The organism is Clostridium kluyveri DSM 555, assembly GCF_000016505.1.
GTDB classification, from domain to species: Bacteria; Bacillota; Clostridia; order Clostridiales; family Clostridiaceae; genus Clostridium_B; species Clostridium_B kluyveri.
Window position 1 is genome coordinate 2565951 of the sequence record NC_009706.1, and the last position, 19041, is coordinate 2584991.

The 19041-nt window shown below is 32.3% G+C and carries 22 protein-coding genes; 3 read left to right on the forward strand and 19 right to left on the reverse strand.

Annotated features, from left to right (window positions below; genetic code table 11):
• Nucleotides 1–446 precede the first annotated feature (446 nt).
• The 9 genes from CKL_RS12165 to CKL_RS12205 form a co-directional block, all read right to left on the reverse strand.
• Nucleotides 447–1211 (reverse strand): ABC transporter permease, encoded by a 765-nt coding sequence (locus CKL_RS12165; RefSeq protein WP_012102832.1) that lies wholly within the window; start codon nt 1209–1211, stop codon nt 447–449.
• Complete coding sequence (locus CKL_RS12170) at nt 1208–2122, reverse strand: ABC transporter ATP-binding protein (protein WP_012102833.1); 915 nt, start codon at nt 2120–2122, stop codon at nt 1208–1210. Before CKL_RS12170 ends, CKL_RS12165 begins: the two co-directional genes overlap by 4 nt.
• Nucleotides 2122–2325 (reverse strand): PLD nuclease N-terminal domain-containing protein, encoded by a 204-nt coding sequence (locus CKL_RS12175; protein ID WP_012102834.1) that lies wholly within the window; start codon nt 2323–2325, stop codon nt 2122–2124. Before CKL_RS12175 ends, CKL_RS12170 begins: the two co-directional genes overlap by 1 nt.
• Nucleotides 2325–3443: a helix-turn-helix domain-containing protein gene (locus CKL_RS12180; RefSeq protein WP_012102835.1), complete on the reverse strand. Its 1119-nt coding sequence runs from the start codon at nt 3441–3443 to the stop codon at nt 2325–2327. The genes CKL_RS12175 and CKL_RS12180 overlap by 1 nt, the downstream gene beginning before the upstream one ends.
• A 386-nt stretch (nt 3444–3829) precedes the next feature.
• Nucleotides 3830–4561: an ABC transporter permease gene (locus CKL_RS12185; RefSeq protein ID WP_012102836.1), complete on the reverse strand. Its 732-nt coding sequence runs from the start codon at nt 4559–4561 to the stop codon at nt 3830–3832.
• Nucleotides 4561–5286, reverse strand: coding sequence for an ABC transporter ATP-binding protein (locus CKL_RS12190; protein ID WP_012102837.1), 726 nt, complete (start codon nt 5284–5286; stop codon nt 4561–4563). Before CKL_RS12190 ends, CKL_RS12185 begins: the two co-directional genes overlap by 1 nt.
• Nucleotides 5287–5856, reverse strand: a complete 570-nt coding sequence (locus CKL_RS12195) for a WHG domain-containing protein (RefSeq protein WP_012102838.1) — start codon at nt 5854–5856, stop codon at nt 5287–5289.
• A gap of 72 nt (nt 5857–5928) precedes the next feature.
• Entirely contained in the window at nt 5929–6120 is a 192-nt protein-coding gene (locus CKL_RS12200) for a hypothetical protein (protein WP_012102839.1), read from the reverse strand.
• Nucleotides 6121–6541: 421 nt separating this feature from the next.
• Nucleotides 6542–7108, reverse strand: a complete 567-nt coding sequence (locus tag CKL_RS12205; RefSeq protein ID WP_012102840.1) for a TetR/AcrR family transcriptional regulator — start codon at nt 7106–7108, stop codon at nt 6542–6544.
• A 245-nt stretch (nt 7109–7353) separates the two neighbouring features.
• Here CKL_RS12205 and CKL_RS12210 point away from each other — a divergent pair, with 245 nt between their 5' ends.
• Nucleotides 7354–8544 carry a multidrug efflux MFS transporter gene (locus tag CKL_RS12210; RefSeq protein WP_012102841.1) on the forward strand — a complete coding sequence of 397 codons (1191 nt, stop codon included), beginning with the start codon at nt 7354–7356 and terminating at the stop codon, nt 8542–8544.
• 117 nt (nt 8545–8661) lie between these two features.
• Complete coding sequence (locus CKL_RS12215) at nt 8662–9246, forward strand: hydrolase (RefSeq protein ID WP_012102842.1); 585 nt, start codon at nt 8662–8664, stop codon at nt 9244–9246.
• A gap of 205 nt (nt 9247–9451) precedes the next feature.
• On the opposite strand, the gene CKL_RS12220 is transcribed toward CKL_RS12215, so the two are convergent.
• The 6 genes from CKL_RS12220 to CKL_RS12245 all read right to left on the reverse strand — a co-directional run bounded on the left by CKL_RS12220 (nt 9452) and on the right by CKL_RS12245 (nt 15444).
• Complete coding sequence (locus CKL_RS12220) at nt 9452–10243, reverse strand: energy-coupling factor ABC transporter ATP-binding protein (protein WP_012102843.1); 792 nt, start codon at nt 10241–10243, stop codon at nt 9452–9454.
• 5 nt (nt 10244–10248) lie between these two features.
• Complete coding sequence (locus CKL_RS12225) at nt 10249–11046, reverse strand: energy-coupling factor transporter transmembrane component T (protein ID WP_012102844.1); 798 nt, start codon at nt 11044–11046, stop codon at nt 10249–10251.
• Nucleotides 11047–11051: 5 nt separating this feature from the next.
• Nucleotides 11052–12068 (reverse strand): cobalt transporter CbiM, encoded by a 1017-nt coding sequence (gene cbiM / locus CKL_RS12230; protein ID WP_012102845.1) that lies wholly within the window; start codon nt 12066–12068, stop codon nt 11052–11054.
• A 145-nt stretch (nt 12069–12213) separates the two neighbouring features.
• Complete coding sequence (locus tag CKL_RS12235) at nt 12214–13857, reverse strand: spermidine synthase (protein WP_012102846.1); 1644 nt, start codon at nt 13855–13857, stop codon at nt 12214–12216.
• A 103-nt stretch (nt 13858–13960) separates the two neighbouring features.
• Nucleotides 13961–14785 carry an ATP-dependent sacrificial sulfur transferase LarE gene (larE, locus tag CKL_RS12240; RefSeq protein WP_012102847.1) on the reverse strand — a complete coding sequence of 275 codons (825 nt, stop codon included), beginning with the start codon at nt 14783–14785 and terminating at the stop codon, nt 13961–13963.
• 284 nt (nt 14786–15069) lie between these two features.
• Complete coding sequence (locus tag CKL_RS12245) at nt 15070–15444, reverse strand: MerR family transcriptional regulator (RefSeq protein ID WP_012102848.1); 375 nt, start codon at nt 15442–15444, stop codon at nt 15070–15072.
• Between the two features lie 80 nt (nt 15445–15524).
• Here CKL_RS12245 and CKL_RS12250 point away from each other — a divergent pair, with 80 nt between their 5' ends.
• The gene (locus CKL_RS12250; protein WP_012102849.1) at nt 15525–15893 is read left to right on the forward strand and encodes a carboxymuconolactone decarboxylase family protein; all 369 of its coding nucleotides are present in this window, start codon (nt 15525–15527) and stop codon (nt 15891–15893) included.
• A gap of 96 nt (nt 15894–15989) precedes the next feature.
• Here the strand turns inward: CKL_RS12250 and CKL_RS20850 are convergent, their stop codons facing one another.
• The 4 genes from CKL_RS20850 to CKL_RS12265 form a co-directional block, all read right to left on the reverse strand.
• The gene (locus CKL_RS20850; protein WP_172634743.1) at nt 15990–16142 is read right to left on the reverse strand and encodes a hypothetical protein; all 153 of its coding nucleotides are present in this window, start codon (nt 16140–16142) and stop codon (nt 15990–15992) included.
• Nucleotides 16143–16227: 85 nt separating this feature from the next.
• Nucleotides 16228–16482: a TfoX/Sxy family protein gene (locus tag CKL_RS12255; protein WP_012102850.1), complete on the reverse strand. Its 255-nt coding sequence runs from the start codon at nt 16480–16482 to the stop codon at nt 16228–16230.
• Between the two features lie 218 nt (nt 16483–16700).
• Nucleotides 16701–17849 (reverse strand): ABC transporter substrate-binding protein, encoded by a 1149-nt coding sequence (locus tag CKL_RS12260; RefSeq protein WP_012102851.1) that lies wholly within the window; start codon nt 17847–17849, stop codon nt 16701–16703.
• A 28-nt stretch (nt 17850–17877) separates the two neighbouring features.
• Nucleotides 17878–19041: an ABC transporter substrate-binding protein gene (locus CKL_RS12265; RefSeq protein ID WP_012102852.1), complete on the reverse strand. Its 1164-nt coding sequence runs from the start codon at nt 19039–19041 to the stop codon at nt 17878–17880.

The window sequence follows — 19041 nt, forward strand, 5'->3', positions numbered from 1 at the left end:
CACAATATTCCATTAGATAAGTTTTTCTGAAATAAAAATAAGCACCCTAAAAAATAGGTGCTTAACTTTTAATAACATTAATTTTAAAAGAGATTAATTTAACATACGAACTTCTGGCAGTTGCATTTAATTTTTAAGTGCCCTGCAACCACAGACACTATTCAAATTTACATTTGGGGTATTAATTACAAACTATTTATTTAATACTAAGGTTTGATTACTAAAGACATTTATAATTATAAGCAGTATTTGTTACAACTTAATGGCATAATAATTAACTATTTGTAAACAAATGTGTAAAAATCGGTACACCAAATTTTATTGGCACTGTCTGAATCAAAATTTCAGTTTAACAAATTGGAAAAATTTTTATGGGAATATAAGTCAGTTCCTGCTTTTCTCCATATTTTAAATGCATCCTCTTTCTGACAAAAACATCTCCATAATTATAAAGATTTTTCATTAAAAATTCTTATAGATAGCCTTAGTGCACATAGACTAATGAGCATCATTATGACAAATGAATATTTTATATCATAAAATGTAAGTATACCTTGCAATATCTTTATATTGCTATTTGCTAATTGCAAAGGATTCCATTTTATTGCTTTAGGAAACATATTGATGATAAAAAGTATCACTGTAAAACCAGCTGTAAAAAGTAAAGAGCCATAGATATTTTTAAAGCTTATGGAACCCAACATAACTATCGAAAATAGCATAATACCAAAAAAATAAAAGCTAAAGACAGCCAAAAATAAACCTGTAGTTTTTCCTTCTGGGAAATAGTATCTTGTGTATATTGAAGCAATAAAAAAACATATCCAATAACTTATTGTCCAAATTAAAACCACTACTGTGTATTTGGCTGCAACAACCGTCTTACGTGATAATCCTTTCGTAATCAGATTAACTAACGTTCCCTTCTCATATTCATGAGACATCATTCCACTAAAAATAATAATAGCTACAATAGTACCCATTTGAGATATATTTTTAAAAAATTGAGTCCATGAATCTATATTGGAAGGTTCCGTTAATTGAATGGATATATCAGCAGGCATGAATTCTCTGATAATCTCCGGCATAAACTTAGCACTAAGTGGACTAATAATTCCTAGAATTGCAAATACTATTATTATGATTAATATTTTATAGTTTCTTAGATAGTCAATCCATTCTTTTTTAATAAATGCAATATATGACCTCATTTAGCCACCTCCATAAAAATATTTTCAAGACAAGGTTCCATAATTTCAAGTTTTAATGGTGTAATTGATAATTTAACTAGAATTTTCATTACCCATTTCATAATTTTATTTACTTCACTTGTTCTTATATAAATGGAGGTTTCTTTACACTGAATTTTTTTGTTCAATTTCATTATTTCTTCAGACTTGAGCAAGGTATTTAAATCACTATTTGAAGAAAGTGACAGCATCACTGTATTTTGATATTCATGTTTTATGTTATTTAAATTACCTGATAAAACAATTTCACCATTATTTAAAATTCCAATATGATCACAAATTGTATCTACATCGTTTAATATATGAGTTGAAAAAATAATCGTTGTATGGTTTTTCACTTTGGATAAAATATCTAATATTTCTTTTCTCCCAATAGGATCCAAAGCTGAGGTAGGCTCATCACAAATCAATAGCTTGGGATCATTTAACAATACCTGAGCAATACCAAGACGCTGCTTCATCCCTCTTGAAAAACCCCCTATTCTTTTTTTTAAATCCGTTAATCCCACAATATTTAATAAATATTCACTCTTTTTTTGAATAAAATGAGCTGACATTCCAGTAATTTCTCCGCAAAGTTTTAAATATTCTTGGGCTGTCATAAAATTATAAAATTGTGGAACATCCGGTAAATAGCCAACATATCGGTTTGCTTCCGAAGAACCAAATCTAACTTTTTTATTACATATTTGTATCTCACCAGAATCCGCTCTTAATAAACCTAATGCAATCTTCATAGTTGTTGTTTTGCCTGCACCATTTTTACCAATGAAACCATATATAGAACCTTGTGGTACACTTAAGTTTACTCCCTTTAATACCTTATGTGTACTGAAGCCCTTATGCAAATCACAAATTGTAAGTATATCCACTATTCCTCATCCCTTCCGACTAGAAAATATAAAATTGGGCCAATGATGTTTACACAAACAATAGTAATAATCCAAAGTGGTTTATTTCCTCTACGTACTGTAGAATGTCTTAAAATATGAACCAATGCAGTAATCATTAAAATTAATTGAAGCATAATTAGTGGTAGCAAAACTGGTAAATACTTAGAAAAAGTATCAATCATTATTTTTCACCTAACTTTTCTTTCAATTTTTTAATAATCATATTGTACTGTTCATCTTCTTTTAACGGTGTAAATGCAGGATTTTCAGTAACAGCCTCAATGAAATTTTTCTTAATTGTTATCTCATCTAATGGTGTGTTTGTTCCAATACAAATATTATCCTCAAGCCATTTATCTACCTTGGTAAAATATCCATTTCCTTTTAATCTCAATGGATATTGATATCCACAAACAATACTTACATATTCTTCCAACGCATCTATTGCCTTTTCTTTTTTCTGCTGAATCAAATACCCTTGTGCAGCAACAATATGAATTCCAAAGACCGCATTTGTCAAGATCTCTTTCATCTGAAAAGAGTTGATAATCTGAATCCCCTGAGAATATATCTGCCCAAATAAAACTGGTTCCGTCATGTGCATGGAAAGATAATTGGTTAAAAGCGTTAATGCATTTATTATATTTTGGTATAGTAATATTTGATTCACCTCATTCGCTTGAGCATTTTCTCCAAGCATTTGATATGCATTAATCAGCATAACATCATCTCCACTATAGGGAGTTAATTTGTCATCTAATAATCGAATAACTTCTTTACTATTTCCCTGTATCATTTCTGCCAATGCTTCCATGGTATTTGCACTTTTTATGTCAGAAATGTTCTCTGATTCCTCTTTTACTCTCTGACTTAGAAGTATACATTGGTGAATAATTTCTTTTTTTATTTCCTCAGTTTTTGCTAAAGGCAAATAGTTTAATAATAATTGAATCATAGACAATAAAAATGAAAAACAAGAATAGTATTTCTTTATCATTTTGTTACACTGCTCCATTACTTCGTCAAAAGATTTTGTAGCAAATTCATGTGAAAGTTTATTATAAATTTTCTTAATATCCTTCTTTGTAAGTTGTGGAGAATATCCCAGTAATTCATCCACTGAAACATTAAAATAAGTTGCAAGTTCAGGAAGAAGTAAAATATCAGGATAACTTAACCCTGATTCCCATTTGGAAACAGATGCTTTAGAAACTCCAATATAATCCGCCAACTGTTCTTGCGTTATGCCTTTCTCTTTTCTTTTTTGAATAATACATCTTCTTATATTTAGCTCTCTCATATCCATCACCTCTAATGATATTTTATGTATTGAGCCATTCCCTGTCGATGGATTTATAGTTGATTTTAGTGAAATAAGTTAACTTACAGGAAACTTCCTTCAATAATTAAAGCCCTGCTTCTCTTGGTTAAGCAAGGCTGATATAAATATCTTATGTTTTGATAGAAAGTGATACTAATTCGCGTTCAAATATTAAGATCTCTCTTTTTCCTTACTTACTATTTATCTAATAAGACCATATCAAAAACTTATCGGTAGTAAACTAAGCCCTTTAGTAAAACAAAAGGGGAAGTTTTCAAATATTGTGTCACCCATATCCTAATACGAGTTTTACTCCTGCAAGCAGCACACAATAACTATTCTGTTCTCATAACTCCCGGCTAGACTCAGTCTTTTCTCATTTTCCGGGTGAATACCAAAATGGCTATAATAACAGTCAAACATGCATATCCGAGTACCCACCAAAGGTGCGGAAATATCGCCTCAAAATTACCCCCTAAAACTGCTCGTCCCAGTTCAACAGCGTGTACATATGGTAAGGCGTATGCTATTTTTTTGAAAAGGCCTCCAACAAGGTCTAAATCAAACCATGCTCCCGAGAGCCATGCCGCTAAATTTGTAAGCAATGCTCCGCAAATACCGCCTACTTGCTTATCATTGAAGATGCTGCCGAACAAAAGTCCCAAGGCAATAAAAAACAATGCAATCGGTATAACAAATAGAATTGCATAGACAATGTTTACCGTAATCTCCAAGCCCAAAAATAGGGCGCTAATGTAGCAAATAACGCTTTGTGCCAATGCAATCGGAAGAATGGGAAGCGCATACCCCAAGATATAGTCACTTGCGGTTAAGGGCGTTGTATATAATCTTTGAATAAAAGAACTTGAACGGTCTTTCGCAATCAATATTGCAGAATACAGTGTCATAAAGGATAAGCCAAACACTGATATTCCAGGTATAAGTCTGTCTATTTCAAAAAGCCTGACAGGGATGTTTGCCTGTATTGCAGATAGTAATACCAGAATCACTAATGGGAATCCAATGCCGAAAGCCACATTCAATGGATCGCGCAGGATTTCTTTTGTCGTGCGGTTGAAAAATGTTAGCATTCTCATTATATTCCCTCCTTTACAAGTTTAACAAAGGCGTCTTCAAATCTATCAGTTCCTGCTTTTGCTTTGATTTCATCAGCAGTTCCTGCAATTAACAGCTTCCCACTTTTCATGATACCGATACGGTCCGAAAGCGATTCTGCTTCTTCCATGTAGTGTGTTGTTAGAATGATTGTAATTTTCCCTTTAAGAGAACGAATAACATCCCACAAATCACTTCTTGCCAAGACATCCAATCCCAAAGTGGGTTCGTCTAAAAACAAGATGTGAGGCTCTGAAATTAAGGCCATGGCAATACTTAGCCTGCGCTGCCAGCCGCCTGAAAGTTTCTCAGCTTGTTTATTTGCAATTTCATGTAAGTCAAATTCACTGATTAGCTTTGTTACTTTGGCTTTCGTTTTCTCCTTGGAAAAGCTATGAACACCCGCCATAAACTCCAAATTTTCTTTTACCGTCAAATTAGGAGCAACCGCTGTTTCCTGCGGTGAAACAGCGATCATTGACTTTACCGCCTGTGCATCCTTAGTAATGCTTTTGCCAAGCAGTACTGCATTACCGCTTGTAGGCTGTGTAAGGCATGAGAGCATTTTAATTGTCGTAGTTTTACCTGCTCCATTTACGCCTAACAGTGAAAATATTTCTCCGTCATGAATAGATAAGTTTAGTTCGTCAACAGCCGTTATGTCTTTATATTTTTTTGTTAAGTTACTCATAACAATCGCATCCATTTACTTGCCCTCCTTGTTTTTGTATCGCTCTCTCATGCCCTCATATGCATCAGTCAGCATCATACTTATCGTGTCCCACTTCCAGTCCAGATAGGCTGTGGCAATCATTGTAGCAATACCATGCACATAGATCCACATTTCTATATGAAACATATAGGCATCATCCAAGCTCATCCCCGTGTTGGATGAAATGAGATTTATAAGGTCGGAGATTTCCTCTCTTTCTTCTTTCACTTCTTCCTGAGAGCGGTCACGCATAAAAAGCAGTTTGAACAGCTCTTTTTCTTCTTTGGCAAATTTGATATAGGCGATACCGCTTGCCTTGTATGGCGGATAGACGGAATCTTTCATGCCTCTTTCGATATATTGCTGATAAAGCTGCTTTGCCGACTGCATCACATCATTTTTTAAATCTTTCATAGTGGAATAGTTGCTAAAAATCGGTTGTGTGGAACAGTTTAATTTTTTTGCCACGGCTCTCGCGTTCAAGGCTTCTGCTCCATTTTCACGAATAACATCAAGAGAGGCCGTTATGATATTGTTTTTGGCTATTTTAACTTTCGGTGGCATTGTGCCCCTCCTTCCTTATAAATAACTTTCGTTATATATCTGATGTTATTTTAATCTGACATACTACTTTTGTCAATAGGAGGGTTCTGGCAAACTTATAAAATGTCCTTCAATGCTAACGATATTATCTATTTTAAAAACAAAATTCTCATAATACTTATACTTGCCTGAAATTCCCTCAATTGAGCCTTCATACAATTCTAATACCATCAAGTGATTCTTAGGTTCAGGTGGAGTTTGCTGTAGAGAACTGCTTATCTCCATCTGAACCTTATTAACAGTATTCTTAGTGTCTTTAGCACTTAGAATACGTTATCCTTTAGGGGAAGAACTTATCCAGGCGCGTAGCAGTGCTTATCTCCCACTTTGAAGAAGATGGGAGTATTAGCAATGGTAGCTGTTCGGATAAATTCTTCGAAATTAGCGCCCCAAGATGTTTGAATATTATACTTTAAGAAAAAGTAAAATCATAATAAAGATATTAAGGCAATCATTACTTCTGAATTTTTTAGAAAATATAAAATTTACATTCACTATACATGTTATGGATACATAAAAAATGGCCAAGTTATAGAACTTGACATTATAGATGTGAAACATTCAATTTGTTTAAGAATTAAATGTCATAGGAGTACTAAATTAGATTTCATTATTAAAAATCATAACTTATTAGTTAATACAATACTTAACACAAATTTCTTGAAACTGACAAAATAAAATCATCTATCATCAGTTGAAAGCTGTCTTCTGAACTTACTGGATTTTGGAAATACCCGAGGAAATTTAAAGAAATAAAACCATGTAACAAGCTCCTTAATGCCCGACTTTTATGAACCAAATGTGTTTCATCCTCAATATAAAAATGTAAAATTTGACGAATAATACTGGTAGTTTCTTTCGCTAAACGATGTACTTCTTTATCTTCTGTACTTGGAATATTCATAATAAGCCCATAAGCAGACTTGTTTTCAAAGGCAAAGTCTCTATAAGCATTGGCATACTCTTTAACAGCATCTCCACCACTTTTGCCAATTAATCTTTGCATTAATTTCAAGTTCAATTTATTTAAAAGGTATATTGTCATTTCTATTTTAAGATTATCCATGTTAGTAAAATGGTTATATAAAGATGGGTATTTTATATCCAGCTTTTCTGCAATTTTGGGGAAAGTAACTTGATTAAGTCCAATTTCATCAGCCAATGAAAAAGCAACTTGAATAATTTTCTCTTTGGTTAAATTTCGCTTTCGCATTATTTTATAACTCCTTCGTATAATTTCACTTTATAAAAATAGTTTAACATAAAAAAATATATTTATCAAACTATGAAATATAGTTTACATGTTATATTTTATAATTTATAATGATATTAAAAAGTGATACATAGTACAAAATACATTTTATTGCCCTTTAGTTGTTTGTTAATTGTTATTTTCGTTATGTATTGTAGATAGCAGCATTATTTATGTTGAGTTATAGCAAAGAGAAGAGGTATATTATGAAAGTGTGGAAAAGAAATTTAATAGTTTGTTGGTTTGGAATGTTTGTAACCAGTGTAGGAATGAGTCAAATTGCCCCGGTATTACCCCTCTATATAAAACATCTTGGCATTTCTAACACAGCTTTAATTGAACAATTTTCAGGAATTGCTTTTGGTATTACCTTCATAATTTCAGCTGTTTTTTCACCAGTTTGGGGACACGCTGCTGATAAATTTGGACGAAAACCAATGCTTTTGCGAGCAAGCCTTGGTATGGCGATAGTTATATTCAGCATGGGTTTCGCACAAAATGTATATGAACTAATAATATTAAGAGTATTACAAGGTATTATCACAGGCTACAGTACAGCTTGTATTACACTGATTGCAACTCAAACAGATAGGGAACATGCGGGATGGGCTTTAGGTACGCTCTCAACATCAAGTATCGCAGGATCACTACTTGGACCAATGATTGGTGGCTATATTGAAGAAAACTTTAGTTTACAAAATGTATTTTTTATAACAGGTGTACTTATGCTTATTACATTCACTACAACTGCTTTATTTGTAAGGGAATCCTTTACTCGTGAGGATAAAAAAGTGAGCAGTATTAAGGAAATATGGAGTATTATTCCAAACAAAAGTTTAACTATTATAATGTTCGTAACCTCTTTTATATTAACTCTAGCGTTATATTCTATAGAACCAATCATAACAGTATATATTGCTCAATTATCTCGTAATAGCAATCACGTTGCTCTGTTAGCTGGAATGGCATTCTCAGTCTCAGGATTAGCAAATATAATTGCAGCTCCAAGACTTGGAAAACTTTCTGATAAAATTGGAGCGCAGAAAGTTATATTAGTTGCACTTGTAGCGGCAGGAATAATTTTTATACCACAGGCCTTTGTAAAAAATCCCTGGCAGCTAATGGGTCTTCGCTTTCTATTAGGACTGGCGATGGGGGGACTTAATCCTTCTGTTAATGTTCTAGTTAAAAGAATTACACCAGATTCTCTTACAGGCAGAGTTTTTGGTTTTAATATATCCGCCCAATATTTAGGCATATTTGGGGGATCAATTTTAGGGGGACAAGTGGCAGCTTATTTAGGTATAAGATATATATTTTTTATTACAAGTACATTGCTGCTGCTAAATGCCGTGTGGGTCTATTTTAAAGTATATAAAAGACTCAGCTTAAATTAATAATCATCACAATATAAAATGAAATTATAAACTATATTATATTTATAGTTTATGTATAATAGCCATGACAAGGGGCTTACAGTACCTTGTACACAAGATAAAAAAGGAGATAAAAAAATGGAAGATTTAAAATCAAGAGAAACTGAATTAATAAAATCAGAAAAAACAGCTCTGGTAATCATAGACTTACAAAATGGAATTGTGAATAGGGAGCTTTCACCTCATACTGGTGTAGAGGTTGTTCAAAATGCAAGCAGATTAATCAATGCATTCACAGAAAAGGGAGCCTTTGTAGTTCTTGTAAGAGTTTCCTCCATAGATGGAAAAGATATGTTAAAGCCAAGTGTAGATTTCAAAATTAATCCAACACAATTCCCAGAAGGATGGGATAGCTATGTACCTGAAATAGCAAATAATAAAAATGTTCATACTATCACCAAAAGACAGTGGGGTGCATTCTATGGTACTGATCTTGACTTACAATTAAGACGTCGTGGAATTGATACTATTGTACTATGCGGCATTTCCACCGGAATTGGCGTAGATACTACGGCAAGAGAAGCTTTTCAACATGGTTATAATCAAATCTTTGTGGAAGATGCAATGACAGCGGGATCAAAAGAAGAGCATGACTATGTTTGTAAACACATCTTCCCTAGGATAGGTAAACTTCGAAGAAGTGAAGAAATAGTTTTATCATAATGTCCATTTCCAAGGATTCAGTCCAAATAATGAAGATTACTATATAAATGTAAATTCAAAAAACCTCCAATAGATGTGAAAATAACACTATCTATTATCTTCTGCCCAATACTCCTCTACAACTTTGAATTGGGAATAAATGTGATATTTATTCTAAACATTAAAATATCATATTTACTCCCAATTTGATTTTCAATAAAGAAAATTATAGCTCATAGTTATGCATGTGAAAATGTGCATGATGATTTCCTTCATGACAGTGATAATATTCATCTACTAGATTTACTTTTTTCAGTAAATCTATCTCTGCTAGCAGTTTCTCTGTTGGTAAATCAGCTGCAATACAATGATCCTCTCCAAACAGTACAGCTCTTTTTGATATTTCCTGTACTAGCTCTAAATTATGTGTTGAAGTTATCAATGTCTTCCCCATTTTATTCAATTTAACTAGAAATTCCGCAAGCCATCTCTGAGTTCTAGGATCAAGACCGTTCATGGGTTCATCAAGGACAAGAACTTCTGGATTTAAGGCTAAAACACAAGCAATAGCAACTTTTCGTTTTTCTCCACCACTTAAATGATATGGCTGTCTATGCTTGAAATCAGTAATATTTAACAATGATAGACAATCATTAACTCTTTTATCTACATCATTCTCATTCATTCCCATCTGTCTGGGTCCAAATGCAATTTCATCATAAACATCAGCACAGAACAATTGTGTATCTGAATTTTGAAATACAAAACCTATTTTCTGGTGAAAGAGCTTTGAGAATTTTGTATCTTGAAGTTTAGCATGAGTTATTTCTTCATTATTAAACTTATAACTCCCACTATCGGGGAAAACAATACCATTTATTAGCTTCAGCAATGTTGATTTACCACTGCCATTGGCTCCTAATAATGCCACAGCTTCTCCTTTATTTATATGAAGATTTATATCCTTTAAAGCAGGAATACCTGAATACGAATACGATACATTACTTATATCAATCATACATTTTAGACCCTTCCCATGTATATAAAAATAATAATTATTAGTACATTAATTATTACATATATATAGTCTGTAAAATTTAATTTATTTTTATTATTAATAACTCGATATTCTCCTGTGAAACCTCTGCACTCCATGGCAGTATACATATCTTCAGCAATTTCCTTGGACTTTATAAACATTGTTCCAGCAATTCCTGAAAGCGATGCATATTTATTACTATTTTGACCAACTGATCTAAGCTTTAATGAATATAACATATTTAATGAAAATTCACCCAGCATAACTATGTATTTTATAGTAATATCCATGACAAAAATAAAAATATCCGACACAAAAAATCTCTTTAATGCACTGATTATAAAGTTCCATTTTGTAGAATGAGAAAGTATATTTACACAAGTTACTGTTGCAAAGACTTTAGATGTAATCATAATGCTGCTAAACCCATTGTTCCAAAAGATTGCCGGTAAGAGTATAATAAACGTGAAAGCTGACATTATCAGACTGATTTTTAAAACTTTTATAATTTCTTCGCCATCCATCATACTCAATATCGCTAATAAATATACATTAATAATAATTGTAAATGTAAAACTTCTTGTAATAGAAACTAACAATATAAGTATAAATGTAAATGTGACTTTCAAGGTTACATTTATTTTAAATTTATTTTTTTTATATCCGCTTTGAGTTCTTATCCTCGAAAGAACTTCCAATATGGACAGAATACTTTTTGTAATAAAAGTGTCCTTATCTGATTTAGGAATATAATTTTCATCTTTTAACAACCACTCAGGCATATATATTATTTCTCCTCACTTTTACCAATTATGTCCCCAGTTTTATTTTTCTTTAAACTGCTTATAATCTTAAATAAAATTACTAAAATTACTACTCCTGTAACTGCCGATAAAATATATCCAGCAGTCTCTGGCAGTCCCTTAATTGCATAATCTGACATAAAAGTATTAAAGCTAAATCCATTTTTCATTCCTTCAGGAACATAACCAAGTGCCTTACCACCAATCGATACATTCTTTATTTCATCAATTCCCCATTCACCCCATGCTGTTCCGGTTGCAATAAGTCCTATCGGTGTCAAACAAATTAAAGCAACAATTAATCCATAGACAATTTTTGTCTTTCTCTTGGCTCCTTCATATATTGTGCCTGGAGAAACTTTCTTTATAAATGAAAAAATCGCCACTGTAAATATAACTTCGATTACGCCTGCAACTAGTAAATGAGGAACAAGCATGGCTGGAATTGATACAGACAATGGATAGGGACTGTATAATGCTTGTCCGACCGCATTTTTAAATAGTAGAGGCTGAATACCAAATTCTATTCCTGCTATAAAAGCTGCAAAATTGATTCCTATATAAGATCCTAATATTATTCCAACATATTCACCTTTTTCAGAATTAGTTCTATCCTTGATAAACTTATAGATAAAATAACCAAGAAAAGGCATTATAAATGCCATATTAAAGCAATTAGCTCCGAATGCCAGTATTCCACCATCTCCAAAAAGCAGCGCCTGGATAAGAAGAGCCACAGTAATCGAAATGCATGCTGCAAATGGTCCTAAAAGTATAGCCAGCAGCGTCCCTCCTACAGCATGCCCCGTTGTACCTCCTGGCAGCGGTACGTTAAACATCATCACAAGAAAAGAAAATGCAGCGCCTATACCAAGTAATGGCATTTTAACCTTAGATATTTCATTTTTTACCTTTTTAACTGATATCCCCCATATTGGAATCATAGCCGCCCCCATCACTGCACAAGTGGATGGACTTAAATAATTATCTGGAATATGCATACTTTAACACCCCTTTTTCACAAAATAACTTTAATTTCTTAATATAAGAATACTACTTAGAGTCAACTCCAAGTCAATATTTTTTTGTATAAATCAATTTATTTTTATGAAAATATATTTTCTCTAATTACTTATGAAAGCATGCCTAATTGGGAAAGTCAAGACCCCCTGCTTCTGCTCTATCTATTTCACCGCCTTGAATTATTAGATCTTTATATTTTTCTTTGAATATTTTTTTGTAATAACTTAATTCATCTTGAATTAATTCATCGATTACCCTCATTCCTAAAAGTTCCACTGGTGCCTTATCATCAGTCAGAAGATAATTTCCTTTTACATATGTGTCCATATTATCTTCAATGTTATACATCAATGTCTTTAATTCATTATTTCTTAACTCTCTAGTATTCTGCTCAAAGGTTTTAGCTGCTTCCATATTCTGCGTTGCAAATAGTTCTCTGTTGGTTGAGCCATCTACATTTACTGTATATACCTTATTAAAAACATTTGCTATGGTGTCTGATAAATGCTGTGTAATATTTCCTTTTTTTTCGGTATGCATATTCATATTTACAACCATGACACCATCTTTTACTAAATGATTTTTAACAATGGTAAAGAATTCTTTGGAAGACATCTGAAAAGGTATGGTTATATCCTGATACGCATCTACCATGATCACATCATATTTCTTATTTTCAGAATTCAAGTATGCTCTTCCATCATAAGTATTTACTTTTATAGTGTTTGGGAGTTTAAAATATTTACTGGCTAAATTGGTTATTTTCTGATCTATTTCTACACCTTCAATGGAAGCACTAGGAAAATATTTTTCACACTGTTTTGCATAAGTGCCTGTTCCCATGCCAAGCACTAAAATCTTTGCATTTTTTTTCTTATGAATTCCGGACATAACGGGTGCCGCAAGTGCGTAGTCATAATACATTCCCGTCAAACTGTTATCTTTTTTCATAATGGATTGAACCCCAAAAAGTACATTGGTAGAAAGGATTATACTGTCATTTGTATCCTTCACCTGCAGATAATTATAAATAGATTCTCCTTCATACAAGAGATTTTTCTCCCAAAATGCAAAACTATCCGACGATCCAAATACGCTGCAAAAGATGAACAAAATAACACTTATAATACATTGTACTTTCTTTGCTTTTATGCTTATAAAATAAATTATGCCAAGCATCAGAAGAATCCCCGAAAATATTAAGAATGTAACGGATGTACCAACTGCTGGAATCGTAACAAAGGTAGGTAAAAATGTGCCAATGATGCTTCCAATTGTATTAATTGCACCCAGCATACCCACTATCTTTCCATTGTCACTCAAACTACTTACTGTATATTTCACTAGAGAAGGTGTAACTGTCCCCAGCAAAAAAAGTGGAAATACAAAAATTATCATACACACTAAAAAGGTTGCTAAAATTAAAAAGTTATTACTTATTGTTAAAACAAGTGCTGCAGATACAGCTAAAATTATATACTTTCCCAGAAGCGGTATTGCTGCAATCCATATAGCAGCTATAATCATTCGCATATACAACTTATCCGGATTAGGATTTTTATCTGCACTTCTTCCTCCCCAGATATTGCCCAATGCTATTGCAATCATGATAGTTCCGATAATAATTGTCCACACAATTTGTGAAGAACTAAAATACGGTGCCAAAAGTCTGCTCGCTGCAAGTTCCACTGCCATTACTGACATTCCTGCAAAAAATTCTGTCATATACAAATAAAACTTATTCTTTAATATAGTCCTCGTTTCCATTCATACCCTCCTCTGATAAGAATTCATATGACAACTTCCCTCTATGTTATCTTATCATTTTAGGTAAACCCTAAGTCAAGAAGTAATCAATTACAACATTTCATCAAACTGTCTTTTCTTCTGCTGAAAGTACTTCATTCATACTTCCTGTTCTATATCCCAGGATATCTAAAGTAACATAAGTAAATCCGATCTCTTTGAATTTTTTCCCTATCTTATCCATTACTTCAATATCAAAAAATTTAACTCTCTCCTCAGGAGAAACTTCAATTCTAGCTATTTCTCCATGATGTCTTACCCTTACTTGTCTTATGCCCATATCAAGTAAGAACTGTTCTGCTTCATCTACCATCTTAAGCTTTGGAATAGTAATTTTCTTTCCATAAGGAAATCTGGAAGATAAGCATGCAAAGGAAGGTTTATTCCAAGTTGGAAGTCCCAGCTCTTTTGAAAGTTCTCTTATATCTGCCTTGGTAAGATTCGCTTCCTTAAGTGGACTTATTACTTCTAATTCCTTTGCTGCTTGCATTCCCGGTCTATAATCACCAGTATCATCAAAATTTGAACCATCAAAAACATATTCAACGTCATTTTCTTCAGCTACCTTTTTTATCTTTGTAAAAAGTTCTTTTTTGCAATAGTAACATCTATTTTTAGGATTACTAGCAAAGCCTTCAATATCTAACTCTTCTGAAGATATAATTAAATGTTTTACACTCATATCTTTAGCATACTTAATTGCTTCTTTTAGTTCTCTTTCGGGATAAGTCGATGAAGTAGCTGTAACTGCTATTAATTTATCGCCCAATACCTCATGTGCAACCCTAACTAAGAAAGTACTATCCACTCCACCTGAAAAAGCAACTGCTGCACTACCTCTCTTTTTAATATTACCTTTTAATAATTTAAACTTCTCCTGTAATAACATATTTATTGGCCTCCTAAATTTAATTTTTCTCCAATTATTTTAATTAAGCACCTTGAAAATTTTATTTATTATACAGTTCAAACTATAATTCACTTTACTACTTGGAGTTAACTCCAAGTCAAGTACTTTTTAATAGAGATATTGTAAAATGAAAAGGTAATTTCTTGTTTGCACTACTTAATTCGTGTTTCTAGATTTTAGTCTTGCACGATATTTGCTACAATGAAACCTATTTACCAATGGAAAGAATTTAGGAAATACTAATGTCAAAAAAAATTTGTGTATTAATCCTTAATAACAGTTTTATTAATCATCTTCTTATAAGTATTAATTTTTTTCTCTAAATGCACTATATTATTCTCTATATTGCTTTTTTGGGTATACAATCTGTCCATTTGCTTTTCTAACAATTTCAGACGTTCCCTCAGCGTACTGTCTCCCTCATATCTCAGCTTAGAATAATATTGAATTTCTTTAATTGGCATATTTGTTTCTTTTAATCTAAATATAAAATTTAACCATTCTATATCTTTTTCACAATACACTCGCCTATTTATTTTATCTCTACTAGGATAAATCAGGCCAATTTTCTCATAATATCGTAATGTATCAATACTTAATCTAATTTTTTTGGAAAATTCTCCAATACAATAATTCAAATATATTCACCTTCCTATTGACATGGACTTAACTCCAGCATATAAGATAATGTTACCAAATATGAGGAGGTAATTCAATTATGGAAAGTCGTTATGAACTAGGAGTACGTAAACTAAAAGAGGTTGACGGAACAGGCGGAACAGCCGTAGTAGATTCACTGAAAAATATTGCTCCTGATTTAGGAAAATATATTATTGAATTTGCTTTTGGAGATATTTATACCAGACCAGTACTTGATTTAAAACAAAGAGAACTTATTACGTTATCTGCACTAGCAGCATTAGGCGGATGTGAGGCACAATTAGAAGTCCATATTAATGGAGCATTAAATGTTGGAATATCAAAGGAAGAAATTATAGAGGTTTTTTTGCAGTGTATCCCTTATATTGGTTTTCCAAAAGTATTAAATGCTGTTTCAGTTGCAAAGGATATTTTTCTAAATAGCTAATAAAGAAATAAGAGCCTAAATTCTCTATAAGAATCTAGGTTCTTATTTTTATAGATTTTTAAGATTTTCTATCTGCTTAGATATAACTGATTTTCTTTATAATTTATTGTTTTTTTCATTTATGTAAATATCAAGTGCTTTTATTCCTCTGTGAGCAAGTTTAACAAATAGTATAAAACTATAAATACCTATACTAATTAATACCACTATAATAAATAAATTAATTAGCGTAAAACCAGCCATTGCCATACTCATATTCTCCTAATCTCATATTTAGCTATTAGCACAGAATTTTACAAATAACATTAAATTACAATATCTTACAATTTTTCAATTACTTTACTGTATTATAAAATTCTCTTAATTCACTTTTTATTTCATTTGAAAGACTATGCCATCTAATTCCTTGTATTGCTCCTTCTATGGCACACAATCTATTTATACACGCTGAGTTGTCTATAGCTTTAATATCTAACCAAGCTTGCTTACTTCCAATTCTTTTTAATTGTTCAACCGTTTCTATTCCAACTTCATTAAGCTGTGTTTCTAATTTGTTACCTATATTATGCAATTTACATAATTCACCCAATGCCCTTCCTCCTCTCCATACAAATACGTATTAATAAAATTTCAAACATATCCCATAGTAGTTTCTATATATTTCCATTATTTCATGTGATATCTTCCTCACTTCTCATTTATTCACAATGCTGCCGCAACTAATTTTAGTATATCATGAAATTTGCTGTAGATTCCATATATTCTAATTCATTATCATAAAATCCTAAATACATTAAATGATAAACATTATTTCCAATCTGCTGAAAATAAACCCGAATACTTAACCGGCATATATTTATCAAAAAATTCTTTTCTATCTTTTTCAGGATTTAAGTCCTTAAATTCACTTGGAAATAAGAATTTTGCCATCGCCTCAACTCCACAAAAATTATATGGATAAACAGTATAGTTAAAATGTACTGCATATAATCTTCCATTTTTTACTGCTGATAAATCTGACCATCCTGCTCTCTTTTGAACATATTCATCTAGATGTACACTTGCCTCCTCTTTAGTTACATAATATCCCATACGCATAATATTAGCAGTTTGATCCCAGTTAGCCCCACCTATTACTATTACATCGGGATCCGCAGTCAATACTTTTTCAGGGTTCACTGGATTTGATCCTTGTCCAACACCTATATTATCAGCACCTAACCTATTCCATAAATATCCCCAGCCATCTGATGTGTCTCCTCTAGTTCCTCCAATTTCCGTTGGTGTTACATTACCACATTCAAAATATAACGTTGGTCTTTTAGTTCCTGCTTTAAGTAGTTTATCAACCCTAGTCAATACAGAATCAGTCTTTTTATTTGCATCTTCAACCATCTTCTCAACCTTATCCTCTTTTCCAAGCATTTCTCCAAGCATTAACATACTCTTTTGGACACCATGGAATGGATCTGAATTCATATCTGTAAATACAACTGGAAGTCCAGCTTCTATCATTTTATTGACACATGACTTAGATTTAAATTGTGTATCAACAATAATAAGATCAGGCTCTAAATTTACAACGGATTCTAGACTAATAGCATCATCATATATACTTCCTAGACTTTTAATCTTATCCATATTAAATACTTCTGAATATTTTTTATATCCGTCTATATCGCTATCTTTAAAATTCAGTCCCAGAGCAACTACTTTTTTATCAAACTCTTGTCCTAAAATTGCAGACATATAATATACATCCATAGATCTTATTAATACAATTTTATTGATATTAGTTGACAAAGTAACTTTTCTGCCTGCCATATCAGTATATGTTTTTGTTTTAGCTGTATCCTTTGATGTTTCATTCTTTACTGCCGTTGTACCACATCCTGCTAATGATACTATAATCGTTGCAATAAGTAATAGGCCTAACATCATCTTTTTTATTTTCACTTTGATTCCTCCCATTCATATTAACTTATTATTTATTCCATTGAGTCCACTGTATACCTGAATATGGGATTTCCATATATTTGCTGAAAAATTCTTGAATATCTTTATCAGGATCTAAATCGCTAAATTGTGTAGGATATAACATCTTTGCCATTTCTTCAATGCCAGCAAAGCCATAAGGACGACCATAAAGATTGTAATGAAGTGCATAAAGCCTTCCATTTTTAATTGCATTTAAATCAGACCATCCTGCCCTTTGGGTGTAAAGGCTTAAATGCTCATTAGCACTTTGCTCAGTTGCAAAAAATCCAAGACGCATAATATTATCAGTTGGATTCCAGTTGGCTCCGCCTATGATAATAATATCAGGATTTGAGGCAAGTACCTTTTCGGCATTTAATGGCTGACCTGTGACACCAATACTAATACTATCTGCACCAAGCTTGTCCCAAACATAACCCCAACTGGTTTTCACATCACCATCTGTCTGCCCAATCTTGTCTGGAGCTACATTGCCGCACTCCCAATATAATACAGGCTTTTTTATTCCGCTTGAAATAACTTTTTGAACTCTTTGCAGCACATCATCAGTTTTCTGGTTAGCATAATCCACCATTTCACCAACTTTTGATTCTTTACACAGCATTTTTCCTACCATTTTTATACTCTTTCCAGGTCCATAAAAAGGATCGGAATTATTATCCATAATAACAACAGGCAATCCTGTAGAAATCATTTTCTGTATACAATTTTTATTGTAGAATTGTTTATCAACAATGATTATATCTGGATTTAAATTCACAACAGATTCAACACTTATTGCATCGTCATACACACTGCCAAGCACAGTCATTTTATCAAGATTCTTGTATACTTTTGAAAACATATTATATCCATCAATATCGGTACTCTTGAAACTTTGGCCTACAGCCACTAATTTTGTATCTAGTTCTTTACCTAAAATTGAAGAGAGCATATATATATCCATTGTTCTCACAAGTACAATACGTTTAATATTAGTAGAAAGTGTCACTTTCCTGCCAACCATATCTGTAAAAACCTTCGTTTTTGAAGCAGTTGAAGATGAATTTGATGATGTTGAATTATTAGAACTACATCCAGAAAATACAAAGATAAGTGCAGCTGTCAATAGTAACCCAATAATTCTAATTCCTAATTTTTTGTTTTTCAT

Bases quoted from the DNA above. Each gene is read 5' to 3' on its own strand.
- CKL_RS12165 (WP_012102832.1), bottom strand. From the start codon at position 1,211: ATGAGGTCATATATTGCATTTATTAAAAAAGAATGGATTGACTATCTA.
- CKL_RS12175 (WP_012102834.1), bottom strand. From the start codon at position 2,325: ATGATTGATACTTTTTCTAAGTATTTACCAGTTTTGCTACCACTAATT.
- CKL_RS12180 (WP_012102835.1), bottom strand. From the start codon at position 3,443: ATGAGAGAGCTAAATATAAGAAGATGTATTATTCAAAAAAGAAAAGAG.
- CKL_RS12185 (WP_012102836.1), bottom strand. From the start codon at position 4,561: ATGAGAATGCTAACATTTTTCAACCGCACGACAAAAGAAATCCTGCGC.
- CKL_RS12190 (WP_012102837.1), bottom strand. From the start codon at position 5,286: ATGGATGCGATTGTTATGAGTAACTTAACAAAAAAATATAAAGACATA.
- CKL_RS12195 (WP_012102838.1), bottom strand. From the start codon at position 5,856: ATGCCACCGAAAGTTAAAATAGCCAAAAACAATATCATAACGGCCTCT.
- CKL_RS12200 (WP_012102839.1), bottom strand. From the start codon at position 6,120: ATGGAGATAAGCAGTTCTCTACAGCAAACTCCACCTGAACCTAAGAAT.
- CKL_RS12205 (WP_012102840.1), bottom strand. From the start codon at position 7,108: ATGCGAAAGCGAAATTTAACCAAAGAGAAAATTATTCAAGTTGCTTTT.
- CKL_RS12210 (WP_012102841.1), top strand. From the start codon at position 7,354: ATGAAAGTGTGGAAAAGAAATTTAATAGTTTGTTGGTTTGGAATGTTT.
- CKL_RS12215 (WP_012102842.1), top strand. From the start codon at position 8,662: ATGGAAGATTTAAAATCAAGAGAAACTGAATTAATAAAATCAGAAAAA.
- CKL_RS12220 (WP_012102843.1), bottom strand. From the start codon at position 10,243: ATGATTGATATAAGTAATGTATCGTATTCGTATTCAGGTATTCCTGCT.
- CKL_RS12225 (WP_012102844.1), bottom strand. From the start codon at position 11,046: ATGCCTGAGTGGTTGTTAAAAGATGAAAATTATATTCCTAAATCAGAT.
- cbiM (WP_012102845.1), bottom strand. From the start codon at position 12,068: ATGCATATTCCAGATAATTATTTAAGTCCATCCACTTGTGCAGTGATG.
- CKL_RS12235 (WP_012102846.1), bottom strand. From the start codon at position 13,857: ATGGAAACGAGGACTATATTAAAGAATAAGTTTTATTTGTATATGACA.
- larE (WP_012102847.1), bottom strand. From the start codon at position 14,785: ATGTTATTACAGGAGAAGTTTAAATTATTAAAAGGTAATATTAAAAAG.
- CKL_RS12250 (WP_012102849.1), top strand. From the start codon at position 15,525: ATGGAAAGTCGTTATGAACTAGGAGTACGTAAACTAAAAGAGGTTGAC.
- CKL_RS20850 (WP_172634743.1), bottom strand. From the start codon at position 16,142: ATGGCAATGGCTGGTTTTACGCTAATTAATTTATTTATTATAGTGGTA.
- CKL_RS12265 (WP_012102852.1), bottom strand. From the start codon at position 19,041: ATGAAAAACAAAAAATTAGGAATTAGAATTATTGGGTTACTATTGACA.